The organism is Halomonas ventosae (assembly GCF_004363555.1).
In the GTDB taxonomy this organism is placed as follows: domain Bacteria; phylum Pseudomonadota; class Gammaproteobacteria; order Pseudomonadales; family Halomonadaceae; genus Halomonas; species Halomonas ventosae.
The window spans coordinates 54,093-78,367 of the sequence record NZ_SNZJ01000016.1 but is presented as its reverse complement, the minus strand read 5'-3'; the positions used below and the strand labels follow the sequence as shown (position 1 = coordinate 78,367).

The window sequence follows — 24,275 nt, the reverse complement described above, 5'->3', positions numbered from 1 at the left end:
TCTAAACGCATCGCCAACCACAGGGGAGTTCCATCGTGGCTCGCAAGACTCCACTAAAGCGCTATCGCAACATCGGCATCGTGGCGCACGTCGATGCCGGCAAGACCACTACCACCGAGCGCGTCCTGTTCTACACCGGCCTCTCCCACAAGGTCGGCGAGGTCCATGATGGCGCCGCCACCATGGACTGGATGGAGCAGGAGCAGGAGCGTGGCATCACCATCACCTCCGCGGCGACCACCTGCTTCTGGCAGGGCATGGACAAGCAGTTCGACGAGCACCGCATCAACATCATCGATACCCCGGGGCACGTCGACTTCACCATCGAGGTGGAGCGTTCCCTGCGCGTGCTCGACGGTGCCGTCGTGGTGCTGTGCGGCTCGTCCGGCGTGCAGCCCCAGACCGAGACCGTCTGGCGCCAGGCCAACAAGTACGAAGTCCCGCGCATGGTGTTCGTCAACAAGATGGACCGTACCGGCGCCGACTTCTTCATGGTGGTCGACCAGCTGAAGCAGAAGCTGGGTGCCAACGCCGTGCCGATCCAGATCAACTGGGGCACCGAGGAAGAGTTCAAGGGCGTCGTCGACCTGATCAGGATGAAGGCGATCCTGTGGGACGAGGACAGCCTCGGCATGAACTACGAGCTGGTGGACATCCCCGCCGAGCTCCAGGAGACCGCCGAGAAGTACCGCGAGGAGATGGTCGAGGCGGCCGCCGAGGCCTCCGAGGAGCTGATGGACAAGTACCTCGAGGAGGGCGAGCTCACCGTCGAGGAGATCAAGGCCGGCCTGCGTCGTCGTACCCTCGACAACGAGATCGTGCTGGTCACCTGTGGCTCGGCGTTCAAGAACAAGGGCGTCCAGGCGGTGCTGGATGGCGTCATCGAGTACATGCCGTCACCCACCGAGGTCAAGGCCATCGAGGGTGAGCTGGACGACAAGGACGGCACCATCGCCACCCGCGAGGCGGATGACAGTGCCCCCTTCTCCGCGCTGGCCTTCAAGATCGCCACCGATCCCTTCGTCGGCACCCTGACCTTCATCCGCGTCTACTCGGGCGTGCTGAAGTCGGGCGACAGCGTCTACAACTCCGTCAAGGAGAAGAAGGAGCGCGTCGGCCGTATCGTCCAGATGCACGCCAATTCCCGTGAGGAGATCAAGGAAGTGCTGGCCGGCGACATCGCCGCCTGCATCGGCCTGAAGGACGTCACCACCGGTGATACCCTGTGCGACCTGAACGACAAGATCGTGCTCGAGCGCATGGAGTTCCCGGACCCGGTGATCTCCGTGGCCGTGGAGCCGAAGTCCAAGGCCGACCAGGAGAAGATGGGCGTGGCACTGGGCAAGCTGGCCCAGGAAGACCCCTCCTTCCAGGTGCGCACCGACGAGGAGACCGGCCAGACCATCATCTCCGGCATGGGCGAGCTGCACCTCGACATCCTCGTCGACCGCATGCGTCGCGAGTTCAAGGTCGATGCCAACATCGGCAAGCCGCAGGTGGCCTATCGCGAGACCATCCGCGCCAAGGTCGAGCAGGAAGGCAAGTTTGTTCGCCAGTCCGGCGGTCGCGGCCAGTACGGTCATGTCCACCTGCGCATCGAGCCGCTCACGGCCGAGGACAAGGGCGAAGACGAGGACATGCACTTCAAGTTCGCCTCGGAGATCGTTGGCGGCGTGGTTCCCAAGGAATACGTGCCGGCCGTCGAGAAAGGGGCCTACGAGCAGCTGCAGAACGGTGTCATCGCGGGCTACCCGATGATTGACGTCAAGGTCACGCTGTTCGACGGTTCCTACCATGACGTGGACTCAAACGAGACCGCGTTCAAGGTTGCCTCTTCCATGGCGGTCAAGGAAGGTGCCAAGAAGGCCAAGGCCGTGCTCCTCGAGCCGGTGATGAAGGTCGAGGTCGTGACCCCCGAGGAGTTCATGGGTGACGTCATGGGCGACCTGAACCGCCGCCGGGGTCTCGTCCAGGGCATGGATGACTCCTCCATGGGCAAGATCATCCGCGCCACGGTACCTCTGGCTGAGATGTTCGGTTACGCGACCGACCTGCGCTCTCAGACCCAGGGCCGCGCAAGCTACGTCATGGAGTTTGCGAACTACGAAGAGGCGCCGTCCAGCGTCGTTGAAGCCGTCATCAACCAGAACGGTTAACCGTTAGCTAACGTAAAGAGGTTATAGCAGTGGCTAAGGAAAAATTTGAACGTTCCAAACCGCACGTCAACGTCGGTACCATCGGTCACGTCGACCACGGCAAGACCACGCTGACTGCGGCCCTGACCCGCGTTTCCGCCGAGGTGTTCGGTGGCGACTGGAGCGAGTTCGACGCCATCGACAATGCGCCGGAAGAGCGTGAGCGCGGCATCACCATCGCCACCTCTCACGTCGAGTACCAGTCCGAGACGCGTCACTACGCGCACGTGGACTGCCCGGGGCACGCCGACTACGTCAAGAACATGATCACCGGTGCCGCCCAGATGGACGGCGCTATCCTGGTCGTGTCCGCCGCCGACGGCCCCATGCCGCAGACCCGCGAGCACATCCTGCTGTCTCGCCAGGTCGGCGTGCCGTACATCGTCGTGTTCCTGAACAAGGCCGACATGGTCGACGACGAGGAGCTGCTCGAGCTGGTCGAGATGGAAGTCCGTGAACTCCTCGACGAGTACGACTTCCCGGGTGACGACACCCCGATCATCACCGGTTCCGCCCTGATGGCCCTGGAAGGCAAGGACGACAACGGCATGGGTACCACCGCCGTTGCCAACCTGATCAAGGCCTTGGACGAGTACATCCCGGAGCCGGAGCGCGCCATCGATCAGCCGTTCCTGATGCCGATCGAGGACGTGTTCTCCATCTCCGGCCGCGGCACCGTGGTCACCGGCCGCGTCGAGCGCGGTGTGGTCAAGGCTGGCGAGGAAGTCGAGATCGTCGGTATCAAGGACACCGTCAAGACCGTCGTGACCGGCGTCGAGATGTTCCGCAAGCTGCTCGACGAAGGTCGTGCCGGTGAGAACGTCGGCGCCCTGCTGCGCGGCACCAAGCGTGACGACGTCGAGCGTGGCCAGGTCCTGGCCAAGCCGGGCACCATCACCCCGCACACCAAGTTCGAGGCCGAGGTGTACGTGCTGAGCAAGGACGAGGGTGGTCGTCACACCCCGTTCTTCAAGGGCTACCGTCCGCAGTTCTACTTCCGTACCACCGACATCACCGGTACCTGTGAGCTGCCGGAAGGCGTCGAGATGGTCATGCCGGGCGACAACGTCAAGATGGTTGTCACCCTGATCGCCCCGATCGCCATGGATGACGGCCTGCGCTTCGCCATCCGTGAAGGCGGCCGTACCGTCGGCGCCGGCGTCGTGGCCAAGATCATCGAGTAAGCGCTTCGCTGCTTGACCGATCGAAGGGGGCTCCACCAGGAGCCCCCTTTCTGCGCACCGGAAGCGAGTGTTTGACTCTCGTCGCCGGCGTGCCTATAATGCGCATCCTTTGAATGCGTGGGTTGACGGCTCGCGCCGTCAGAATCCATTGGAGTTAGGGCAAATGCAGAACCAGAAGATTCGCATTCGGTTGAAGGCCTTCGACCATCGCCTGATCGACCAGTCCGCCGCGGAGATCGTAGATACCGCCAAGCGTACCGGCGCCCAGGTCCGTGGTCCGATTCCTCTGCCGACCAATCGCGAGCGTTATACCGTGCTGATCTCTCCGCACGTCAACAAGGACGCGCGCGACCAGTACGAGATTCGTACCCACAAGCGGGTGCTCGATATCGTCGAGCCCACCGAAAAGACCGTTGATGCCCTGATGAAGCTCGACCTCGCCGCCGGCGTGGACGTGCAGATCAAGCTCGACTGACACCACACTAGACACTCGCGGCCCAGCGCCTGGTCTGCCCACTGAAAGGCAGCGCCACGCAGCAGCCGCCACGCCGGGATGGCGTCATACAACGTGCTAGTGGAATGCTCTGGAAAGGGCAGCCATAGCGGGTGACAGCCCCGTACACTATAGGAGACTGAGAATGACTATCGGTTTAGTCGGTAGGAAGGCCGGTATGACCCGCGTCTTCACCGAAGATGGCGCATCCGTGCCCGTGACCGTGATCGAGGTTGAGCCCAACCGCGTGACGCGCGTGAAGTCCGTCGAGTCCGACGGCTACGCCGCGGTTCAGGTGACAACCGGCTCCCGCAAGGCCAAGCATCTGTCGAAAGCCCAGGCCGGGCAATTCGCCAAGGCAGGTGTCGAGGCCGGTCGTTCGCTGATGGAGTTCCGCCTGGCAGAAGGCGACGAGGCTCCGGAAGTGGGCGGCGAACTCACCGTATCCCTCTTCGAAGCTGGTCAGATGATTGACGTGACCGGCACCTCCAAGGGCAAGGGTTTCCAGGGCGCCGTCAAGCGCTGGAACTTCCGCACCCAGGACAACAGCCACGGTAACTCCCTGTCGCATCGCGCGCCGGGTTCCATCGGCATGTGCCAGACGCCGGGCCGCGTGTTCAAGGGCAAGAAGATGGCCGGCCAGATGGGCAATGTTCGCTGCACCGTGCAGAGCCTGGAAGTCGTCCGTGTCGACGCCGAACGCAACCTGCTGCTGATCAAGGGTGCCGTACCTGGTGCCACCGGCAGTGATGTCATCGTGCGCAGCGCCGTCAAAGCAGGCTGAAGGGGAACTTACCGATGAATCTGAATCTTGCAGGTGCAGGCGCCGGTACTGTCGAAGTATCCGATGCCACCTTTGGCAAAGAATTCAACGAGGCCCTCGTGCACCAGGTCGTCACCGCCTATCTGGCCGGTGGTCGCCAGGGTACGCGTGCCCAGAAGAACCGTTCCGACGTGCGTGGCGGCGGCAAGAAGCCGTGGCGCCAGAAGGGCACCGGTCGTGCCCGTGCCGGTACCATCCGTTCGCCGATCTGGCGCAGCGGCGGCGTGACCTTCGCGGCTCGTCCGCAGGACCACTCCCAGAAGGTCAACCGCAAGATGTACCGTGCGGCCATGCGCTCGATCCTCTCCGAGCTGGTTCGCCAGGAGCGCCTGGTGGCCGTCGATGGCTTCGCCGTCGAGGCCCCCAAGACCAAGCAGCTGGTCGCCAAGCTCGAGGAGCTGGGCCTGGAGAAGGTGCTGATCGTCACCGAGGAAGTCGACGAGAACCTGTACCTCGCCGCCCGCAACATTCCCAACGTGGATGTGGTGGACGTCGCCGCCGCTGATCCGGTGAGCCTGGTCGCCTTCGACAAGGTGCTGGTCACCGTCTCCGCCCTGCGTAAATTCGAGGAGAAGCTGGCATGAACCAGGAGCGTGTATTCAAGGTTCTGCTCGGTCCGCACGTGACCGAGAAGGCCGCCATGGCCGCCGAGCGCAACCAGTACGTGTTCAAGGTGGCAAGCGACGCGACCAAGCCCGAGATCAAGGCTGCCGTCCAGGAGCTGTTCGGCAAGAAGGTCGACCGTGTTCAGGTGCTGAACATGAAGGGCAAGACCAAGCGCACCGCGCAGGGTCTGGGTCACCGCAAGGGTTATCGCAAGGCGTACGTGACACTGGCCGCCGGCGAGACGCTTGAAGACTTCTCTGGCGCCGAATAAGGGCAGGAGTACGGATCATGGCAATCGTCAAGACTAAACCCACATCCGCCGGTCGTCGCCACGTCGTCAAGATCGTTGGTGAGGAACTGTACAAGGGCCGCGCCTACGCGCCGCTGCTCGAGAAACAGTCCAAGTCCGGTGGCCGTAACAACTACGGTCGCATCACCACCCGCCACGTGGGCGGTGGTCACCGTCATCACTACCGGATCATCGACTTCAAGCGCACCAAGGATGGCATTCCGGCCACCGTCGAGCGCCTGGAGCATGACCCGAACCGCAGCGCACACATTGCCCTGCTCAAGTACCTCGATGGCGAGCGTCGCTACATCATCGCGCCCAAGGGCGTGAGCGCCGGCGACCGCCTCGAGTCCGGTGTCAACGCGCCCATCAAGAAGGGCAACGCGTTGCCGCTGCGCAATATCCCGCTGGGTTCCACCGTGCACTGCATCGAGCTCAAGCCCGGCAAGGGCGCCCAGCTTGCTCGCAGCGCCGGCACCAGCGCCCAGCTGGTCGCCCGCGAAGGCAACTACGCCACCCTGCGTCTGCGCTCCGGCGAGATGCGCAAGGTGCTGGCCGAGTGCCGCGCGACCCTGGGGGAAGTGAGCAACTCCGAGCACAGCCTGCGTCAGCTTGGCAAGGCCGGTGCGAAGCGCTGGAGAGGGGTGCGCCCGACCGTTCGCGGCGTGGCCATGAACCCGGTGGATCACCCGCACGGCGGCGGCGAAGGCCGCAGCAGCGGCGGACGTCACCCGGTGTCTCCGTGGGGCATCCCCACCAAGGGCCACAAGACCCGCAAGAACAAGCGCACCGACAAGCTGATCATCCGTCGCCGCAAGGCCCGGAAATAAGATCCAACGCCAAGACATCAAGAGGTAACGGCTGTGCCACGTTCACTGAAGAAAGGTCCCTTTATTGACCTTCATCTGCTGAAGAAGGTTGAGACTGCAGTGGAGAAGAGCGACCGCAAACCGATCAAGACCTGGTCGCGTCGCTCCATGATCCTGCCCAACATGGTCGGGCTCACCATTGCAGTCCATAACGGTCGCCAACACGTCCCGGTGCACGTCTCCGAGGAAATGGTTGGCCACAAGCTGGGCGAATTCGCTGCTACCCGCCTCTACCGCGGTCATGTGGCGGACAAGAAAGCCAAACGGTAAGCCAGAGAGGATTGAGAGATGGAAGTCACAGCAAAGCTGCGTGGCGCTCGTTTATCCGCCCAGAAGGCCCGTTTGGTGGCTGACCAGGTGCGCGGTAAACCTGTCGCCGAGGCACTCGACCTGCTGACCTTCTCCCCGAAGAAGGCCGCGAAGCTGGTCAAGAAGGTGCTGCAGTCCGCCATCGCGAATGCGGAAGAAAACGACGGCATGGATATCGACGAGCTGCGTGTCTCGACCATCTGCGTCGATGAGGGCATGACGCTCAAGCGCATCCGTCCGCGCGCCAAGGGCCGTGCGGATCGCATCCTGAAGCGCACTTGCCACATCACCGTCAAGGTAGCCGAGAAGTAGGAGTCGACCAGATGGGTCAGAAAGTCAATCCAACAGGCATTCGCCTGGGTATCGTCAAGGACCATACCTCGGTGTGGTATGCCGAGCGCGGCGCCTATGCCGACAAGCTGAACAGCGACCTCGAAGTGCGTCGCTTCCTGGAAGAGCGCCTGAAGAATGCGTCCGTGAGCCGCATCACCATCGAGCGCCCGGCCAACAACGCCCGCATCACCATTCACACTGCCCGTCCGGGCATCGTGATCGGCAAGAAGGGCGAGGACGTCGACCGTCTGCGTCGTGACGTCACCGCGATGATGGGCGTGCCCGTGCACGTCAACATCGAGGAAGTCCGCAAGCCGGAACTCGATGCCAAGCTCGTCGCGCAGAACATCGCCGGCCAGCTCGAGCGTCGCGTGATGTTCCGTCGTGCCATGAAGCGTGCCGTGCAGAACGCCATGCGCCTGGGCGCCGGCGGCATCAAGGTGCAGCTCTCCGGTCGCCTCGGCGGCGCGGAAATCGCCCGCACCGAGTGGTACCGCGAAGGTCGCGTCCCGCTGCATACCCTGCGCGCGGACATCGACTACGCCACCTACGAGGCCAAGACCACCTACGGCATCATCGGTGTCAAGGTCTGGGTCTTCAAGGGTGAAATCCTCGGGGGCATCGAGGAGGTCCGCGCCAAGGCGAAGCAGCCGCAGGCCGCGCCCTCCAAGAAGAAAGGTTCCAGGTAAGGGGAGAGCGAGTCGATGTTACAACCCAAGCGTATGAAGTTCCGCAAGATGCAGAAGGGCCGCAACCGTGGTCTGGCGCATCGCGGAAGCAAGGTCAGCTTCGGCGAGTATGGCCTCAAGGCCACTGGCCGGGGCCGTGTCACCGCCCGTCAGATCGAGGCCGGTCGTCGTGCCATCACCCGTCACGTCAAGCGTGGCGGCAAGATCTGGATCCGTGTCTTCCCGGACAAGCCGATTTCCAAGAAGCCGCTGGAAGTCCGCATGGGTAAGGGCAAGGGCTCCGTCGAGTACTGGGTCGCGCAGATCCAGCCGGGTCGGGTCCTGTACGAGATCGAAGGCGTTTCCGAGGAGCTGGCTCGCGAGGCATTTGCCCTGGCCGCCCAGAAGTTCCCGGTCTCCACCACCTTTGTGAAACGGACGGTGATGTGATGAAAGCCCAGGAAATTCGTGAGAAGTCAGCCGAGCAGCTCCAGGAGCAGCTCTTCGAGCTCCTCCGCGAGCAGTTCAACCTGCGCATGCAGAAGGCCACCGGTCAGCTGAGCCAGACTCATCTGCTCAAGCAGGTTCGTCGGGACATTGCCCGCGTGAAGACTGTGCTCAACGAGAAGGCAGGTGACTGAGATGGCCGAAGAGAAGAAAGCCCGTACGCTCACCGGCAAGGTGGTGAGCGACAAGATGGACAAGTCCATCGTTGTGATGATCGAGCGTCGTGAGCGCCACCCGATCTACGGCAAATACGTCAAGCGCTCCACCAAGCTGCACGCCCACGACGAGTCGAATCAGGCCAAGGCCGGCGACACGGTGTCCATCCAGGAATGCCGTCCGCTGTCGAAGAACAAGGCCTGGACCCTGATCGAAGTCGTCGAACAGGCCAAGGGTTGATCGGCTCAGGCCGGTCAAGCCAGTGCAGTCAGATTAGGTTTGGAGAAAACCGATGATTCAGACTCAGACAATGCTGGATGTCGCCGACAACAGCGGAGCGCGCCGGGTGCAGTGCATCAAGGTGCTGGGCGGTTCTCACCGTCGCTACGCCCGCATCGGTGACATCATCAAGGTCACGGTGAAGGAAGCCATTCCGCGTGGCAAGGTCAAGAAGGGCCAGGTCCTCAAGGCGGTGGTGGTTCGCACCCGTAGTGGCGTCCGTCGTAACGACGGTTCGCTGATCCGCTTCGATGGAAATGCGGCTGTGCTGTTGAACAACACCAACGATCAGCCGATCGGTACCCGTATCTTCGGGCCGGTGACGCGTGAGCTTCGCAACGAGAAGTTCATGAAGATCATTTCCTTGGCGCCTGAAGTGCTGTAAGGAGCGAGGCGGATATGCAAAAGATCAAACGTGACGATGAAGTCATCGTCATCGCCGGCAAGGACAAGGGCAAGCGCGGCACCGTCAAGCGGGTTCTCGAAAACCGCTTCGTGGTGTCCGGTGTGAACATGATCAAGCGTCACACCAAGCCCAACCCGATGGCGGGCAACCAGGGCGGTATCGTCGAGCGCGAGGCACCGATTCACGCGTCCAACGTGGCCATCTTCAACCAGGAGACCGGCAAGGCGGATCGCGTCGGCTTCCAGGTTCAGGAAGACGGTACCAAGGTACGTATCTACAAGTCGACGCAGTCGCAGATCGACGCCTAACGCGAGTCGGATAGCAAAATGGCGAACTTGAAAGAACGTTATCAGAACGAGGTGGTGGCTCAACTCCAAGAGCAGTTCAGCTACGCCAACGTGATGCAGGTACCGCGGGTCACCAAGGTGACCCTGAACATGGGTATCGGCGAAGCGACCAGCGACAAGAAGCTGATCGACAACGCCATCGGCGACCTGGAGAAGCTCTCCGGTCAGAAGCCGCTGGTGACCAAGGCACGCAAGTCCATCGCGGGCTTCAAGGTGCGTGAAGGCTGGCCGATCGGGATCAAGGTGACCCTGCGCTCCGAGCGCATGTGGGACTTCCTCGATCGCCTGGTGAATATCGCGATCCCCCGCGTTCGTGACTTCCGTGGTCTCAACCCGAAGTCTTTCGACGGTCGTGGCAACTACTCCATGGGGGTGCGTGAGCAGATCATCTTCCCGGAGATCGAGTATGATAAGATCGACCGGATCCGTGGTCTGGATGTCACCATCACCACCACCGCCAAAACCGATGAAGAAGGTCGCGCGCTGCTCGGCGCGTTGAACTTCCCGTTCAAGAAATAAGGGTGGGATCATGGCAAAGAAAAGCATGGTAGAGCGCGAGCTCAAGCGCGCGAAGCTGGTGGACAAGTATGCCGCCAAGCGTGCCGAGTTCAAGGCGGTCATCCAGGACGTCAACGCTTCTGACGAAGAGCGCTTCGACGCGCAGCTCAAGCTGCAGCAGTTGCCGCGCGACTCCAGCCCGGTGCGTCGGCGTAACCGCTGCCGCGTCACGGGTCGTCCGCACGGCTACTACAACAAGTTCGGCCTCGGCCGCAACAAGCTGCGTGAAGCCGCCATGCGTGGCGACGTGCCCGGACTCAAGAAGTCCAGCTGGTAACGCCACGTAGAATCATCAGGAGCGCAACGTAAATGAGCATGCAAGACACTCTGGCGGATATGTTCACCCGTATCCGCAATGCGCAGATGGCCACCAAGGAGACGGTTTCCATGCCGTCCTCCAAGCTCAAGGTCGAGGTGGCCCGCGTGCTGAAGGAAGAGGGCTACATCAGCGACTTCGCCGTCAGCGAGACCGCCAAGCCCGAGCTGACCGTGACCCTCAAGTACTTCGAGGGCAAGCCGGTCATCGAGCACCTGCAGCGGGTTTCCAAGCCGTCCCTGCGCCAGTACAAGGGCAAGGACGCGCTGCCGAAGGTCGCCGAAGGTCTGGGCATCGCCATCGTCACCACCTCCAATGGGGTGATGACCGATCGTGCGGCGCGTCAGGCGGGTGTCGGTGGTGAAGTCATCTGCACCGTATTCTAGGAGTTTGGAATGTCCCGCGTAGCCAAATATCCGGTCAAATTGCCCGCAGGCGTCGAGGTCAAGCTCGACGGTGACCAGTTGTCCGTCAAGGGCAGCCAGGGCACCCTGTCCCTGACCGTTCACCCCGATGTGGTGATCGGCCAGGAAGAGGGGCAGCTGACCTTCCAGCCGAGCGAGTCCGCGAAGAGCTGGGCAATGGTCGGTACCACCCGTGCCCTGGTCCAGAACCTGGTCACCGGTGTCAGCGAGGGCTTCACCAAGAGCCTCGAAATCATCGGCGTCGGTTATCGTGCCCAGGCCAAGGGCCAGACGCTCAATCTTACACTGGGCTTCTCGCACCCGGTCGACTACACGCTGCCTGAAGGTGTCACGGCGGAAACGCCCAAGAACACCGTCATCGTGCTGAAAAGCGCGGACAAGCAGAAGCTCGGCCAGTGTGCTGCGGAAATCCGCGCCTTCCGTCCGCCCGAGCCCTACAAGGGCAAGGGTGTCCGGTACGCCGACGAGCAGGTGCGTCGCAAAGAAGCCAAGAAGAAGTAAGGCAGGGTTATGAACGCGAAGAAAGAATCTCGTCTCCGTCGTGCCCGCCGTGCTCGCGCCAAGATCCGCGAGCTGGGCGTGTATCGCCTGTGCGTCAACCGTACCCCCCGCCACATCTATGCGCAGATCATCTCGCCGGATGGTGGCAAGGTCCTCGCCAGCGCTTCCACGCTGGACAAGGCCCTGCGCGAGGGTGCGACCGGCAATGCCGACGCCGCCGCCAAGGTGGGCGCACTGATTGCCGAACGCGCCAAGCAGGCTGGCATCACCCAGGTGGCCTTCGATCGTGCCGGCTTCAAGTACCACGGTCGTGTGAAGGCCCTGGCCGACGCCGCTCGTGAAGGCGGCCTGGAATTCTAAAGGGTTTTACGATGGCGAAGAACGAACAGCAAAGCGGCGATCTGCAGGAAAAGCTCGTGCAGATCAACCGTGTCGCCAAGGTGGTCAAGGGTGGCCGGATCTTCGGTTTCACCGCCCTGACCGTCGTGGGTGACGGTAACGGTCGTGTGGGTTTCGGTCGCGGCAAGGCACGTGAAGTGCCGGTGGCGATCCAGAAGGCCATGGACCAGGCGCGTCGCAACATGGTCAAGGTGAACCTCACCGGTGGCACCCTGCAGTACCCGGTCAAGGCCCGTCACGGCGCCTCCAAGGTGTACATGCAGCCCGCCTCCGAGGGTACCGGGATCATCGCCGGCGGCGCCATGCGCTCCGTGCTCGAACTGGCCGGCGTGCACAACGTCCTGGCCAAGTGCTACGGCTCCACCAACCCGGTGAACGTGGTGCGGGCGACCGTCAACGGTCTGGCCTCCCTGCAGTCGCCGGAAGACGTGGCCGCCAAGCGCGGTCTGCCTGTCGAAGCGATCACGGGGTAAGCACCATGTCAGCAACGATCAAGGTTACCCAGACCCGCAGCACCATCGGCGTACTGGCCAAGCACAAGGCCACCATGAAGGGCCTCGGCCTGCGTCGCATCGGTCACACGGTTGAACTGGAAGACACCCCTGCCGTCCGCGGCATGATCCACAAGGTCAACTACCTTGTGCGTGTTGAGGGAGAGTAATCCATGAAACTCAATAGCCTGAGCCCGGCACCGGGCTCCAAGCACGCCGAGAAGCGCGTCGGCCGTGGCATCGGCTCCGGTCTGGGCAAGACCGGCGGCCGTGGCCACAAGGGCCTCAAGTCGCGCAGCGGCGGCAGCGTGAAGCCCGGTTTCGAGGGCGGTCAGATGCCGCTGCAGCGGCGCCTGCCCAAGTTCGGCTTCACCTCCGCGAAGTCGCTGGTTTCCGAGGAAGTCCGCCTGGGCGAACTGGCCCGGGTCGCGGGTGACGAAGTCACCCTGGACACCCTCAAGGAAGCCAACGTGCTGAAGGATGCCACCAAGCATGCCAAGGTGATCCTGTCCGGCGAACTGAACAAGGCGGTCACGGTCCGCGGCATCAAGGTCACCAAGGGTGCCCGCGCCGCGATCGAAGCCGCCGGCGGCAAGGTAGAGGACTAAATGGCCAAGTCAGGAAACATGCCGGCGATGGGCAGCGGTCTGGGTGAACTCTGGGCGCGTCTGCGCTTCGTGCTCCTCGCCATCGTGGTCTACCGTATCGGTGCCCACATCCCCGTTCCCGGTATCAATCCTGACCAGCTTGCTGCCTTGTTCAGGGAGCAGCAGGGCACCATCCTGGGCATGTTCAACATGTTCTCGGGTGGCGCCCTGGAGCGCATGAGCATCATGGCGCTGGGCATCATGCCCTACATCTCGGCGTCGATCATCATGCAGCTGATGACCGCGGTCTCGCCCCAGCTCGAGCAGCTGAAGAAGGAGGGCGAGGCCGGCCGCCGCAAGATCAGCCAGTACACGCGCTACGGCACCGTGCTGCTGGCCCTGGTCCAGGCCACCGGCATGTCGGTGGGCCTGGCCAGCCAGGGGATCGCCTACACGGCCGACTTCAGCTTCTACTTCACCGCCATCGTGACCTTCGTCACCGGGGCGGTGTTCCTGATGTGGCTGGGCGAGCAGATCACCGAGAAGGGCATCGGCAACGGCATCTCGCTGCTGATCTTCGCGGGGATCGTCGCCGGCCTGCCGGGCGCCGTGGGGCAGGCCTTCGAGCTGGCCCGCAACGAGGGGGCCTGGAATGTCCTGCCGCTGCTGGCCCTGACCGTGCTGGGCGTGGCCACCGTGGCCTTCGTGGTGTTCATCGAGCGCGGCCAGCGCCGCCTCACGGTGAACTACCCGCGTCGCCAGGTGGGCAACAAGATGTATGCCGGCCAGAGCAGCTACCTGCCGCTCAAGGTCAACATGGCGGGCGTTATTCCGGCGATCTTCGCATCGAGCATCCTGCTGTTCCCGGCCTCGCTGGGCCAGTGGGTCGGTGCCGGCGACGGCATGGAATGGCTGCAGCGTGCCTCCCAGGCCCTGGGCCCGGGTCAGCCGCTGTACATCTTGCTTTTCGGCGCGGCGGTGGTATTCTTCTGCTTCTTTTACACAGCGCTGGTCTTCAACCCCAAGGATGTCGCTGACAACCTCAAGAAGTCAGGGGCCTTCCTGCCGGGCATTCGCCCTGGCGAGCAGACCGCTCGCTACATCGACAAGGTCATGACCCGTCTGACCCTGTTCGGTGCCCTCTACATCACTGCGGTTTCCCTGATGCCCCAGTTCCTGATCGTGGCCTGGAACGTGCCGTTCTTCTTCGGCGGTACCTCGCTGCTGATCGTGGTGGTGGTCATCATGGACTTCATGGCCCAGGTGCAGTCGCACCTCATGTCGCACCAGTACGAGTCGGTGATGAAGAAGTCCAACCTGAAAGGCTACGGTAGCGGCGGCATCATGCGCTGAGGCGCCGCTGGCGATTTGGTGCGCCGCGAGCTGAACCGTTGGCCCGCGTCGCGAGCCAACTATGGAGATAGAACGATGAAAGTTCGAGCTTCCGTGAAGAAAATGTGCCGCAACTGCAAGATCATTCGTCGCAATGGCGCCGTGCGCGTCATCTGCATCGAGCCGCGGCACAAGCAGCGCCAGGGTTGATCCCGACGCTGCACTGAACCGGGTGCCGGCATGCCCCTTGTCCTCGAGCGAGGAAAGGGGTATGCTGTTGCGCCTTTTGTAGATGATTAATCGAGCAAGCCGCTCAAATTTCGGAGTAAGCTGATGGCCCGTATTGCAGGCGTCAATATCCCGGACAACAAGCATGCGGCGATCTCGCTGACCTATATCTTCGGGATTGGCCGTACGCGCGCTCAGGACATCTGTGCCGCGACCGGCATCGCGCCGACCACCAAGATCCAGGAGCTGTCCAGTGAAGATCTGGATTCCCTGCGGTCCGAAGTCGGCAAGTACACCGTGGAAGGTGACCTGCGTCGTGATGTCACGCTTAACATCAAGCGTCTCATGGACCTGGGTTGCTATCGTGGTCTGCGTCATCGTCGTGGTCTTCCGCTGCGTGGTCAGCGTACCAAGACCAATGCGCGTACCCGCAAGGGCCCGCGCAAGCCGATCCGCAAATAACACGCACGTTCTGGCGTAAAGACAGGAATAGACATCAACATGGCTAACCCGCGTAGCAACCGTAAAAAGGTTAAAAAGCAGGTAGTGGATGCCATCGCGCATATCCACGCCTCTTTTAACAACACGATCATTACGATCACAGACCGCCAGGGCAACGCCCTTTCCTGGGCGACTGCCGGTGGTTCGGGTTTTCGTGGTTCTCGCAAGAGCACCCCGTTCGCTGCTCAAGTGGCAAGCGAGCGTGCAGCGACCGCTGCAGCCGAGTATGGTGTGAAAAACGTCGACGTGCTGGTCAAGGGCCCCGGTCCTGGCCGTGAATCCGCCGTGCGCGCGCTCAATGCCGCCGGCTTCCGCGTGCAGAGCATCACCGACGCGACGCCCATTCCCCACAATGGCTGCCGTCCGCCGAAGAAACGCCGCGTTTAAGGAGACAGATTCATGGCTCGTTACATTGGACCGAAGTGCAAACTGTCTCGTCGTGAGGGGACCGACCTCTTCCTCAAGAGCGGTGTCACTCCCTTCGAGAAGAAGTGCAAATCCGAGCAGATCCCGGGTGTGCACGGCCAGCGCCGTCAGCGTCTTTCCGACTACGGCTTGCAGCTTCGCGAGAAGCAGAAAGTACGTCGCATGTACGGCGTACTCGAGAAGCAGTTCCGCAACTACTACAAGGAAGCAGCCCGCCTGAAGGGCGCGACCGGCGAGCTGTTGCTGCAGCTTCTCGAATCCCGACTGGACAACGTCGTCTACCGCATGGGCTTCGGCTCCACGCGTTCCGAGGCACGTCAGCTGGTCAGCCACAAGGCGATCGCCGTCAACGGCAAGACCGTCAACGTGGCCTCCTACCAGGTCAAGCCTGGTGACGTGGTCTCCGTGCGCGAGAAGGCGAAGAACCAGGCGCGCATCCAGACTTCCCTGGCCATCGCCGCCAACCGCGGCGACGTGGTCTGGGTCGAGACCGATGCCAAGAAGATGGAAGGCACTTTCAAGGCCCTGCCCGAACGCGGTGACCTGTCTGCCGACATCAACGAAAACCTGATCGTCGAGCTGTACTCCAAGTAAGCGGCGCCCGCGTCGTGCCGCTCCCCGTCCGCGGGGGGCGGCCGAAGAGTACCGACAATCCGTTTGGCAGCCTGAAAGGTGTTCATATGCAGCGTTCAGTGACAGAGTTTCTCCGTCCTCGCGACATCAAGGTCGAAGAGATCAGCGCACACCACGCGAAGATCGTGCTCGAACCCTTCGAGCGGGGCTTCGGCCACACGCTGGGGAATGCCCTGCGTCGCATCCTGCTCTCGTCCATGCCCGGCTGTGCCGTGGTGGAGGCCGAGATCGCCGGTGTCGAACACGAGTACAGCGCGATCGAGGGCGTCCAGGAAGATGTCATCGAAATCCTCCTGAACCTCAAGGACGTGGCGCTCCGGATGCACAGCCGCGACGAGGCAGTGCTCTCGCTGAACAAGCAGGGCCCGGCCGTCGTGACTGCTGGGGACATCGCCCTCGACCATGATGTCGAGATCGTCAACCCCGAGCATGTCATTGCCCACGTCAACGAGGGCGCCGAGCTGAAGATGCAGCTCAAGGTCGCTCGCGGCCGCGGCTACGAGCCGGCGGACGTGCGTGGCGATGCCGACGACGAGTCTCGCGCCATCGGTCGCCTGCAGCTGGATGCTACCTTCAGCCCCGTGCGCCGGGTTTCCTACAGCGTCGAGGCCGCGCGTGTCGAACAGCGCACCGACCTCGACAAGCTGATCATCAATCTGGAAACCGACGGCACCCTGGATCCGGAAGAGGCGATCCGTCGCAGCGCGACCATCCTGCAGGAGCAGCTGGCCGCCTTCGTCGACCTGGAAGCCGACAAGGAACAGGAAGTGGTGGAGGAAGAGGATCATATCGATCCGATCCTGCTGCGCCCCGTAGACGATCTCGAGTTGACCGTTCGCAGCGCCAACTGCCTGAAGGCCGAGAACATCTACTACATCGGGGATCTGATCCAGCGCACCGAGGTGGAGCTGCTGAAGACCCCCAATCTCGGCAAGAAGTCCCTGAATGAGATCAAGGACGTGTTGGCCGCCCGCGGGCTTTCCCTGGGCATGCGGCTGGAGAACTGGCCGCCGGCAAGCCTGAAGGACGACAAGGCCTCCGCGTGAGCCTCGACTCGAGTCCCAGTTTGGTAAGGAATCACAACCATGCGTCATCGTAAGAGTGGTCGTCACCTGAATCGCAACAGCTCGCACCGCCAGGCCATGTTCAAGAACATGTCCGTCTCGCTGGTCGAGCACGAAGTGATCAAGACAACCCTGCCCAAGGCCAAGGAGCTGCGTCGCGTCATCGAGCCGCTGATCACCCTGGCCAAGCAGGACAGCGTCGCCAATCGTCGTCTGGCCTTCAGCCGCACCCGTTCGAAGGAAGCGGTCGGCAAGCTCTTCAACGAGCTGGGGCCGCGTTACGCCGAGCGTCCGGGCGGTTACGTCCGTATCCTCAAGTGCGGCTTCCGCACCGGCGACAACGCCCCCATGGCCTTCGTCGAACTGGTCGACCGTCCGGTCGTCGAGGAAGCCGCCGCCGAGGAGTGATCCTCGACCGGCCTTCCGCCAGTGGCACGCCAAACCGGCTCCCTTCGTGGAGCCGGTTTTTTTATGCCAGTGACAAGCGGCAAGGGGGCAAGTGGCAAGGAATCCCTGGCGAGTCTGGACGGCGGGAGCATGCTGCCTTGCTCCTTGCTCCTTGCTCCTTGCTCCTTGCTCCTTGCTCCTTGTCCCTCACCGCTATGCAGTGGTCTCCGGCTCCGCCTTGCTGGCCTTGGCGCGCTCCAGCAGGGGCTTGAGGAAGCGGCCGGTGTGCGACGCCTCCATGCGTGCCACCTGCTCGGGCGTGCCCTCGGCGATGATGCGCCCGCCGCCGGAGCCGCCCTCGGGGCCCAGGTCGATCAGCCAGTCGGCGGTCTTGATCACGTCCAGGTTGTGCTCGATCACCACGATGGTGTTGCCGTGGTCGCGCAGGCGGTGCAGCACGGTGAGCAGCTGGCGGATGTCCTCGAAGTGCAGGCCGGTGGTCGGCTCGTCGAGGATGTAGAGGGTCTTGCCGGTATCGCGCTTGGCCAGCTCCCGGGCCAGCTTGACCCGCTGGGCCTCGCCGCCGGAGAGCGTGGTCGCGCTCTGCCCCAGGCGGATGTAGGAGAGCCCCACGTCGAGCAGCGTCTGCAGCCGGCGGGCGATGGCCGGCACCGGCGAGAAGAACGCCAGGGCCTCCTCCACGGTCATCTCGAGGACCTCGTGGATGCTCTTGCCCTTGTAGGCGATCTCCAGGGTCTCGCGGTTGTAGCGCTTGCCCTTGCAGACGTCGCAGGGCACGTAGATGTCCGGCAGGAAGTGCATCTCCACCTTGATCATGCCCTCGCCCTGGCAGGCCTCGCAGCGCCCGCCCTTGACGTTGAAGGAAAAGCGGCCCGGCTTGTAGCCCCGCGAGCGTGCCTCCTGGGTGCCGGCGAACAACTCGCGGATGGGGGTGAAAATGCCGGTGTAGGTGGCCGGGTTTGAGCGCGGGGTGCGACCGATGGGGCTCTGGTCGATGTCGATCACCTTGTCGAGGTGATCGAGGCCCTCGATGCGGTCATGGGCCTCCGGTGTCAGGCTGGTGGCACGGTTGAGCTCCCGGGCGGCGATGGGCATCAGGGTGGCATTGATCAGCGTCGACTTGCCGGAGCCGGAGACGCCGGTGATGCACACGAACAGGCCCAGCGGCAGCTCGAGGGTGACGTCCTGGAGGTTGTTGCCCCGGGCGCCGGTGAGGCGCACCACCTTCTCCGGGTTGCCGGGAATGCGCCAGGGCGGGACCTCGATGCGCCGAGTGCCGGCGAGGTACTGGCCGGTGAGGGAGTCCGGCGTGGCGATGATCTCCTGCGGGGTGCCCTGGGCGACGATGCGACCGCCATGCACGCCGGCGCCAGGGCCGATGTCGAGCACGTGGTCGGCGGCGCGGATGGCGTCCTCGTCGTGCTCGACCACGATCACGGTGTTGCCGAGGTCGCGCAGGCGTTCCAGGGTCTGCAGCAGGCGGTCGTTGTCGCGCTGGTGCAGGCCGATGGAGGGCTCGTCGAGGATGTACATCACCCCCACCAGGCCGGCGCCGATCTGGCTGGCCAGGCGGATGCGCTGGGCCTCGCCGCCGGAGAGGGTCTCGGCGCTGCGCTCCAGGTTCAGGTAGTCGAGCCCCACGTTGACCAGGAACTCCAGCCGGGCGTGGATCTCGTTGACGATCTTGACGGCGATCTCGCCCTTGCGTCCCGGCAGGCTGAGTTCGCCGAAGTAGCTCAGCGCCTCGCCGATGGGCAGGTGAACGAGCTGGGGCAGGGTGCGGTCGTCGATGTAGACGTGGCGCGCCTCCCGGCGCAGCCGCGAGCCGTGGCAGGTGGGGCAGGGCTGCACGGCGATGTGGCGTGCCAGGTCCTCGCGCACCATGCTGGACTCGGTCTCGCGATAGCGGCGCTGCATGTTGGGCAGCACGCCCTCGAAGGGGTGCTCGCGGGTCACCTTGCGGCCCCGGTCGTTGACGTAGCTGAAGGCGATGTCGTCGCTGCCGCTGCCGTGGAGGATGATCTCGCGCTCGTGGCGGGCCAGGTCCTGCCAGGGGGTCTCCAGGGTGAAGCGGTAGTGGTCGGCCACGGCCTGCAGCTGGTTGAAGTAGTAGACGCTGCGCCGGTCCCAGCCCTTGATCACCCCCTCGGCCAGCGACAGCTCGGGGTGGCTGATCAGCTTGTCGGGGTCGAAGAACTGCTGCACGCCCAGGCCGTCGCAGGTCGGGCAGGCGCCGGCCGGGTTGTTGAAGGAGAACATGCGCGGCTCGAGCTCGGCGATGGAGTAGCCGCACACCGGACAGGCGAAGCGCGCCGAGAAGGCGATCTCCTCGTGCTCGCCGTCCATGAAGTGGATCGTGGCCACGCCGTCGGCCAGGTTGAGGGCCGTCTCGAAGGACTCCGCCAGGCGCTGCTGCAGCCCGTCGCGCACCTTGAGGCGGTCGACCACTACGCTGATGTCGTGCTTCCTGTTCTTGTCGAGCGGGGCGATGTCGTCGAGCTCCAGCACCTGGCCGTCGACCATGGCGCGCACGAAGCCCTGGGCGCGCAGCTCGGCGAGCAGCTGCAGGTGCTCACCCTTGCGCCCCTTGACCACCGGGGCCAGCAGCATCAGCTTGCTGCCCTCGGGCAGGGTCAGCACCTGGTCGACCATCTGCGAGACGGTCTGGGACTCGAGGTCCTCGCCGTGCTCCGGGCAGCGCGGGGTGCCGGCGCGGGCGAACAGCAGGCGCAGGTAGTCGTAGATCTCGGTGATGGTGCCCACGGTGGAGCGCGGGTTGTGGGAGGTGGACTTCTGCTCGATGGAGATCGCCGGGGAGAGCCCCTCGATATGGTCGACGTCGGGCTTCTCCATCATCGACAGGAACTGGCGCGCGTAGGTGGAGAGCGATTCCACGTAGCGGCGCTGGCCCTCGGCGTAGAGGGTGTCGAAGGCGAGCGACGACTTGCCCGACCCGGAGAGCCCGGTGACCACGATCAGCTTGTCGCGGGGCAGTTCGACGTCGATGTTCTTCAGGTTGTGGGTGCGGGCACCCCTGACCAGAATTGTGTCCATTCCCACCTCGCCGGACGCGGCAAAAGCTCGATTATACGGGGCGGGCCGCACCGGCGGCAAAGCGCGGGCCGCCATCGGCTTTCCCTGCGCCCCGGCGAGCCGCTAGAATATGCGGTCCACCTCCGGGCCCGAGGGTCCGTCCACGGAAATTCGAACCGCCATGCGAAAGGTCTCAGGACTGCTGTTAGCCACCGAGCGGCGCGCCATCACCGGGCTCGCGGGGCTCTACGCCACGCGCATGCTGGGCCTGTTCATGGTGCTGCCGGTGCTGGCCCTGTATGCCGATGACCTGAAGGGGGCGACGCCGCTGCTGGTCGGCCTGGCGCTGGGGATCTACGGCCTCACCCAGGCGCTGCTGCAGATCCCCTTCGGCCTGCTCTCCGACCGCCTGGGACGCAAGCCGGTGATCGCCGTGGGGCTGGTCCTGTTCCTGCTCGGCAGCCTGGTGGCCGCCGGCGCCGACTCCATCGGCGGGGTGATCCTGGGGCGCTGCCTGCAGGGCAGCGGTGCGGTGGCCGCGGCGATCATGGCGCTGCTCGCCGACCAGACCCGCGAACAGGTGCGCACCGCCGCCATGGCCACCATCGGGCTCTCCATCGGTGTGGCCTTCGCCGTGGCCATGGTGCTCGGTCCCTGGCTCGCCGCCGGCTTCGGCCTGGCCGGGGTCTTCTGGTTCACCGCGGCGCTGGCGGCCCTGGGGCTGGCGGTGCTGTGGAAGCTGGTGCCGCCGGCGCCGCGTCGGGTGCGCCACCGGGACGTGGGCATGGACCGCGGCCAGCTGCGCGGCATCCTGGCGCGCGGCGACCTGTGGCGGATGGACATCTCGATCTTCGCCCTGCACCTGGTGCTGATGGCGATCTTCGTCGCCGTGCCCTTCCGGCTGGTCGAGGCGGGCATCGCCGTCGAGCGCCATGGCCTCACCTACCTGGGCATCATGCTGCTGGCCTTCGTGGCCATGGTGCCGCTGGTGATCATCGCCGAGAAGCGGCGGCGCATGAAGGCCATGTGCCTGTCGGCGATCACCGCCATCACCCTGAGCCTGTTCGGGCTGGCCGGCCTGGGCGAGGGCTTCGCGGCGCTCTTCGGCTGGCTGCTGCTGTTCTTCATCGCCTTCAACCTGCTCGAGGCCACCCTGCCCTCGATGCTCAGCAAGCTGGCCCCGGCCGGGGCCAAGGGCACCGCCATGGGCATCTACTCCACCAGCCAGTTCCTGGGGGCCTTCCTGGGCGGGGTGCTGGGTGGCGCCCTGGTCCAGCAGTGGGGGCTCTCCGCGGTCTTTATCGGTTGCGGCCTGGTGGGCCTGGCCTGGCTGGTGGTGATGGCCGGCATGGCGCCTCCGCGCCACCTGACCAGCGAGGTGGTGGCGCTGGACGACAATGAGCAGGATGATGCCCTGGACACCCTGATGGCGCGGTTCGCCGAGGTGGCCGGGGTGGAGGACGTGCTGGTCGTCCCCGAGGAGCGCCTGGCCTATCTCAAGGTGGACCGCCAGCGACTCGACGAGCAGGCCCTGGCACGCCTCACCGGTTCCGGGAATCACCACAGCGGCGCCTGAGCCGCGTATGATCCTTACAACGTATTCATGACAGCAAGGAGTCCCTCATGGCCCGTGGCATCAACAAGGTCATCCTCATCGGCAACCTGGGCCAGGATCCCGAGGTGCGCTTCACGCCCTCCGGCACCGCCGTTGCCAACCTCAACCTGGCCACCACCGATACCTGGATGGACAAGCAGAGCGGCCAGCGCCAGGAGCGCACCGAATGGCACCGGGTCGTGCTGTTCAACAAGACCGCCGAGATCGCCCAGCAGTACCTCAAGAAGGGCAGCAAGGTGTATATCGAGGGTCGCCTGCAGACCCGCAAGTGGCAGGACCAGAACGGCCAGGACAAGTACAGCACCGAGATCGTCGCCAACGACATGCAGATGCTCGACTCCCGCGGCGGCGACTTCGGTGGCCAGCAGGGGGGGCAGTACGGCGGCCAGCCCCAGCAGGGCGGTAACTTCGGCGGCCCGGCGCCCCAGCAGGGCGGCTACGGCAATGTCCCGCCGCAGGGCGGCAACTTCGGTGGCGGCCAGCCCCAGCGTCCGGCCCCGCAGCCGGCTCCCCCGCAGCAGGGTGGCGGCCAGCAGCAGGGCGGCAACTATGGTGCCCCGGACCCGGGCAGCTTCGACGATTTCGATGACGAGATCCCTTTTTAAGCAGGGGCCAGCCAAGGAGGTGCCGTGAAGCTGCTGATCCTGGAGGCCGGGCACTGCCTGAGCCTGGCGCTGGCCCGCGAGGCCAACCGGCGCAGCGACACCGAGCTCACCATCGAGCCGGGTCTGGCCCCTGCGCCGGCGCTGCTCGAGGAGCTGCGCCCGGATGCGCTGGTGATCCCGCCGCTGTCGCGGCCGATCACTGCCGAGCCGGCGACCGTCACGGCCCATGCCGAGGCGGTCGAGGCCTGCATGGAGGCGTGTCGCGAGGCGGATATCCCGCTGGTGTGGTGCGTCTCCGACCAGCTCTACGAGGACGGCCTCGAGGTCCCCATCGACGAGCACGTGATCCCCGAGCCCCGCGACGACAGCCTGCGGCGGCTGATCCGTACCGGCGACCGGATCCGTGCCGAGTACCCCCGGCACCTGATCGTGCGCCTGGGACCGCTGTTTGCCCTGGAGGGCAGCCAGGCCTGGCTCAGCGAGCTGCTCGACACCCTGATGGATGGCGGCGAGGTTCGCGCCGAATCCGACGTGATCTTCTGCCCGACCTCGGCGGATGCCGTGGCCATGGCGCTGGTCGGCATGCTCCAGCAGCAGTATTGCGGGGCCGGGGCCTGGGGCAGCTACCACCTGGCCGGCACCGAGCCGGTGAGTGCCTACACCTTCGTCTCCATGGTGCGTACCCAACTCGCCACGCGGCTCGAGGGGCGTGGCGAGCGGGTCGCGCTGGGCAGCGTCAAGGCGCTGAACCACCACCACGACCAGCCGCTGCGTCGCGTCCTCAACTGCCGGCGGGTGCTGGACGTGTTCGGCGTCCACCAGAAGCCCTGGCGCCTGGAAGTCGGACGCATGCTGGATACCTGGTGCCTGGCCAGGGATGACGGCGAGGCGGCAGAGGAGTCGATATCCCGATGAACGTGATCCGCAGCCTGGTCTTCTATGCCGGCTACTTTCTGGCCATGCTGGTCTGCGGCGTGCTCTTCCTGCCGCCGGCCCCCTTCCTGCCGCTGCGTTCCCGCTATCGCCTGCTCAACCTCTACAACCACTTCATCATCGCCTGGTTCCGCCTGACCTGCGGCGTGCGCTACGACTTCCGCGGCCATGAGCGCCTGCCCGAGGGGCCCTGCGTCATTCTCGCCAACCACCAGTCCGAGTGGGAGACCGTCTACCTGCAGCTGCTGCATCCGCCGGTCTGCACGGTGCTCAAGCGGGAGCTGTTGACCATTCCGGTCTTCGGCTGGGGGCTGCGCCTGCTGCACCCCATCGCCGTGGACCGCAGCAAGCCCGCCCGGGCCATGAAGCAGGTGCTCACCCAGGGCAAGATACGGCTCGAGGAGGGGCTTTCGGTGCTGATCTTTCCCGAGGGGACCCGGGTGGCGCCGGGTAGCCGGCGCCGCTACAACAAGAGCGGTGCGGTGATCGCCTGCCGCGCCGGGGTGCCGGTGGTGCCGGTGGCCCACAATGCCGGGGAGCGCTGGCCGGGGCGCCACTGGGTCAAGCGCCCGGGACGCCTGTCGCTGGAGGTGGGCGAGCCCATCGAGACCGCCGGGCGCACCTCGGAGGAGGTGCTGGTCGAGGTGGAGGCGTGGATCGAGGCGAGGCTTGCCGAGATTTCCGAGGTGCCGCGCCCGGCCACGGCCGCAGCGCCGGTCACCGAGAGGCCCCTGGCCTGACGCTGACGACTCCCGC

Annotated in this window: 35 protein-coding genes; 34 read left to right on the top strand and 1 reads right to left on the bottom strand. The window is 64.4% G+C overall.

Annotation, left to right across the window (positions count from 1 at the left end; all coding sequences use genetic code 11):
- The first annotated feature begins 35 nt into the window (after positions 1-35).
- From fusA to rplQ, 30 genes are all read left to right on the top strand, one after another.
- Complete coding sequence (gene fusA, locus DFP85_RS13675; protein WP_133636913.1) at positions 36-2,156, top strand: elongation factor G; 2,121 nt, start codon at positions 36-38, stop codon at positions 2,154-2,156.
- Positions 2,157-2,185: 29 nt separating this feature from the next.
- Positions 2,186-3,379, top strand: coding sequence for an elongation factor Tu (gene tuf / locus DFP85_RS13670; protein ID WP_133636912.1), 1,194 nt, complete (start codon positions 2,186-2,188; stop codon positions 3,377-3,379).
- Positions 3,380-3,542: 163 nt separating this feature from the next.
- Complete coding sequence (gene rpsJ / locus DFP85_RS13665) at positions 3,543-3,854, top strand: 30S ribosomal protein S10 (protein WP_010626466.1); 312 nt, start codon at positions 3,543-3,545, stop codon at positions 3,852-3,854.
- A 163-nt stretch (positions 3,855-4,017) separates the two neighbouring features.
- Complete coding sequence (rplC, locus tag DFP85_RS13660) at positions 4,018-4,656, top strand: 50S ribosomal protein L3 (RefSeq protein WP_106232375.1); 639 nt, start codon at positions 4,018-4,020, stop codon at positions 4,654-4,656.
- A 14-nt stretch (positions 4,657-4,670) separates the two neighbouring features.
- The gene (gene rplD / locus DFP85_RS13655; protein WP_106232376.1) at positions 4,671-5,279 is read left to right on the top strand and encodes a 50S ribosomal protein L4; all 609 of its coding nucleotides are present in this window, start codon (positions 4,671-4,673) and stop codon (positions 5,277-5,279) included.
- Positions 5,276-5,572 (top strand): 50S ribosomal protein L23, encoded by a 297-nt coding sequence (rplW, locus tag DFP85_RS13650; RefSeq protein WP_089714412.1) that lies wholly within the window; start codon positions 5,276-5,278, stop codon positions 5,570-5,572. The genes rplD and rplW overlap by 4 nt, the downstream gene beginning before the upstream one ends.
- A gap of 17 nt (positions 5,573-5,589) precedes the next feature.
- Positions 5,590-6,420 carry a 50S ribosomal protein L2 gene (rplB, locus tag DFP85_RS13645; protein ID WP_106232377.1) on the top strand — a complete coding sequence of 277 codons (831 nt, stop codon included), beginning with the start codon at positions 5,590-5,592 and terminating at the stop codon, positions 6,418-6,420.
- Between the two features lie 33 nt (positions 6,421-6,453).
- Complete coding sequence (gene rpsS / locus DFP85_RS13640) at positions 6,454-6,729, top strand: 30S ribosomal protein S19 (RefSeq protein WP_089714455.1); 276 nt, start codon at positions 6,454-6,456, stop codon at positions 6,727-6,729.
- A gap of 18 nt (positions 6,730-6,747) precedes the next feature.
- Complete coding sequence (rplV, locus tag DFP85_RS13635; protein WP_040183132.1) at positions 6,748-7,080, top strand: 50S ribosomal protein L22; 333 nt, start codon at positions 6,748-6,750, stop codon at positions 7,078-7,080.
- A gap of 11 nt (positions 7,081-7,091) precedes the next feature.
- Entirely contained in the window at positions 7,092-7,790 is a 699-nt protein-coding gene (rpsC, locus tag DFP85_RS13630) for a 30S ribosomal protein S3 (protein WP_106232378.1), read from the top strand.
- Positions 7,791-7,805: 15 nt separating this feature from the next.
- On the top strand, positions 7,806-8,219 hold the full coding sequence (rplP, locus tag DFP85_RS13625) for a 50S ribosomal protein L16 (protein WP_021819610.1): 414 nt from the start codon (positions 7,806-7,808) through the stop codon (positions 8,217-8,219).
- Positions 8,219-8,410: a 50S ribosomal protein L29 gene (gene rpmC, locus DFP85_RS13620; protein WP_040183129.1), complete on the top strand. Its 192-nt coding sequence runs from the start codon at positions 8,219-8,221 to the stop codon at positions 8,408-8,410. The genes rplP and rpmC overlap by 1 nt, the downstream gene beginning before the upstream one ends.
- A 1-nt stretch (position 8,411) precedes the next feature.
- A complete protein-coding gene (gene rpsQ, locus DFP85_RS13615; RefSeq protein ID WP_106232379.1) occupies positions 8,412-8,672 on the top strand; it encodes a 30S ribosomal protein S17 in 261 nt (86 codons plus the stop codon).
- Positions 8,673-8,724: 52 nt separating this feature from the next.
- The gene (gene rplN / locus DFP85_RS13610) at positions 8,725-9,096 is read left to right on the top strand and encodes a 50S ribosomal protein L14 (RefSeq protein ID WP_106232380.1); all 372 of its coding nucleotides are present in this window, start codon (positions 8,725-8,727) and stop codon (positions 9,094-9,096) included.
- A 14-nt stretch (positions 9,097-9,110) separates the two neighbouring features.
- On the top strand, positions 9,111-9,425 hold the full coding sequence (gene rplX, locus DFP85_RS13605) for a 50S ribosomal protein L24 (protein WP_040183125.1): 315 nt from the start codon (positions 9,111-9,113) through the stop codon (positions 9,423-9,425).
- 18 nt (positions 9,426-9,443) lie between these two features.
- Positions 9,444-9,983 (top strand): 50S ribosomal protein L5, encoded by a 540-nt coding sequence (rplE, locus tag DFP85_RS13600; protein WP_106232381.1) that lies wholly within the window; start codon positions 9,444-9,446, stop codon positions 9,981-9,983.
- 10 nt (positions 9,984-9,993) lie between these two features.
- Entirely contained in the window at positions 9,994-10,299 is a 306-nt protein-coding gene (rpsN, locus tag DFP85_RS13595; protein WP_133636910.1) for a 30S ribosomal protein S14, read from the top strand.
- Between the two features lie 32 nt (positions 10,300-10,331).
- A complete protein-coding gene (rpsH, locus tag DFP85_RS13590) occupies positions 10,332-10,724 on the top strand; it encodes a 30S ribosomal protein S8 (protein WP_133636908.1) in 393 nt (130 codons plus the stop codon).
- A gap of 9 nt (positions 10,725-10,733) precedes the next feature.
- Positions 10,734-11,264, top strand: a complete 531-nt coding sequence (gene rplF / locus DFP85_RS13585; protein WP_133636906.1) for a 50S ribosomal protein L6 — start codon at positions 10,734-10,736, stop codon at positions 11,262-11,264.
- A 9-nt stretch (positions 11,265-11,273) separates the two neighbouring features.
- Entirely contained in the window at positions 11,274-11,624 is a 351-nt protein-coding gene (gene rplR / locus DFP85_RS13580) for a 50S ribosomal protein L18 (protein ID WP_102626746.1), read from the top strand.
- Positions 11,625-11,635: 11 nt separating this feature from the next.
- Complete coding sequence (rpsE, locus tag DFP85_RS13575) at positions 11,636-12,136, top strand: 30S ribosomal protein S5 (RefSeq protein ID WP_133636904.1); 501 nt, start codon at positions 11,636-11,638, stop codon at positions 12,134-12,136.
- Between the two features lie 5 nt (positions 12,137-12,141).
- Entirely contained in the window at positions 12,142-12,324 is a 183-nt protein-coding gene (rpmD, locus tag DFP85_RS13570; protein ID WP_013331010.1) for a 50S ribosomal protein L30, read from the top strand.
- Between the two features lie 3 nt (positions 12,325-12,327).
- On the top strand, positions 12,328-12,762 hold the full coding sequence (gene rplO / locus DFP85_RS13565) for a 50S ribosomal protein L15 (RefSeq protein WP_133636902.1): 435 nt from the start codon (positions 12,328-12,330) through the stop codon (positions 12,760-12,762).
- Positions 12,763-14,094, top strand: coding sequence for a preprotein translocase subunit SecY (gene secY / locus DFP85_RS13560; RefSeq protein WP_133636900.1), 1,332 nt, complete (start codon positions 12,763-12,765; stop codon positions 14,092-14,094).
- Positions 14,095-14,169: 75 nt separating this feature from the next.
- Complete coding sequence (rpmJ, locus tag DFP85_RS13555) at positions 14,170-14,283, top strand: 50S ribosomal protein L36 (protein ID WP_009099023.1); 114 nt, start codon at positions 14,170-14,172, stop codon at positions 14,281-14,283.
- Positions 14,284-14,406: 123 nt separating this feature from the next.
- Positions 14,407-14,763 (top strand): 30S ribosomal protein S13, encoded by a 357-nt coding sequence (gene rpsM, locus DFP85_RS13550; protein WP_071943838.1) that lies wholly within the window; start codon positions 14,407-14,409, stop codon positions 14,761-14,763.
- A gap of 39 nt (positions 14,764-14,802) precedes the next feature.
- Positions 14,803-15,189: a 30S ribosomal protein S11 gene (rpsK, locus tag DFP85_RS13545; RefSeq protein ID WP_040183105.1), complete on the top strand. Its 387-nt coding sequence runs from the start codon at positions 14,803-14,805 to the stop codon at positions 15,187-15,189.
- 12 nt (positions 15,190-15,201) lie between these two features.
- Complete coding sequence (gene rpsD, locus DFP85_RS13540; protein ID WP_108447061.1) at positions 15,202-15,822, top strand: 30S ribosomal protein S4; 621 nt, start codon at positions 15,202-15,204, stop codon at positions 15,820-15,822.
- Between the two features lie 86 nt (positions 15,823-15,908).
- A complete protein-coding gene (locus tag DFP85_RS13535; protein ID WP_040183102.1) occupies positions 15,909-16,907 on the top strand; it encodes a DNA-directed RNA polymerase subunit alpha in 999 nt (332 codons plus the stop codon).
- A 39-nt stretch (positions 16,908-16,946) separates the two neighbouring features.
- Positions 16,947-17,333 (top strand): 50S ribosomal protein L17, encoded by a 387-nt coding sequence (gene rplQ, locus DFP85_RS13530; protein WP_133636899.1) that lies wholly within the window; start codon positions 16,947-16,949, stop codon positions 17,331-17,333.
- Positions 17,334-17,525: 192 nt separating this feature from the next.
- Here rplQ and uvrA read toward each other — a convergent pair whose 3' ends face one another.
- Complete coding sequence (uvrA, locus tag DFP85_RS13525) at positions 17,526-20,387, bottom strand: excinuclease ABC subunit UvrA (RefSeq protein WP_133636897.1); 2,862 nt, start codon at positions 20,385-20,387, stop codon at positions 17,526-17,528.
- 160 nt (positions 20,388-20,547) lie between these two features.
- On the opposite strand from uvrA, the gene DFP85_RS13520 reads away from it, so the two are divergent.
- The 4 genes from DFP85_RS13520 to DFP85_RS13505 are packed head-to-tail and all read left to right on the top strand — an operon-like array spanning position 20,548 to position 24,259.
- On the top strand, positions 20,548-21,942 hold the full coding sequence (locus DFP85_RS13520) for an MFS transporter (RefSeq protein ID WP_133636895.1): 1,395 nt from the start codon (positions 20,548-20,550) through the stop codon (positions 21,940-21,942).
- A gap of 47 nt (positions 21,943-21,989) precedes the next feature.
- Positions 21,990-22,586, top strand: a complete 597-nt coding sequence (ssb, locus tag DFP85_RS13515; protein ID WP_133636893.1) for a single-stranded DNA-binding protein — start codon at positions 21,990-21,992, stop codon at positions 22,584-22,586.
- 24 nt (positions 22,587-22,610) lie between these two features.
- Positions 22,611-23,501, top strand: a complete 891-nt coding sequence (locus DFP85_RS13510) for a sugar nucleotide-binding protein (RefSeq protein WP_133636891.1) — start codon at positions 22,611-22,613, stop codon at positions 23,499-23,501.
- Positions 23,498-24,259: a lysophospholipid acyltransferase family protein gene (locus DFP85_RS13505; RefSeq protein ID WP_133636889.1), complete on the top strand. Its 762-nt coding sequence runs from the start codon at positions 23,498-23,500 to the stop codon at positions 24,257-24,259. Before DFP85_RS13510 ends, DFP85_RS13505 begins: the two co-directional genes overlap by 4 nt.
- The last annotated feature ends 16 nt before the right edge of the window (positions 24,260-24,275 follow it).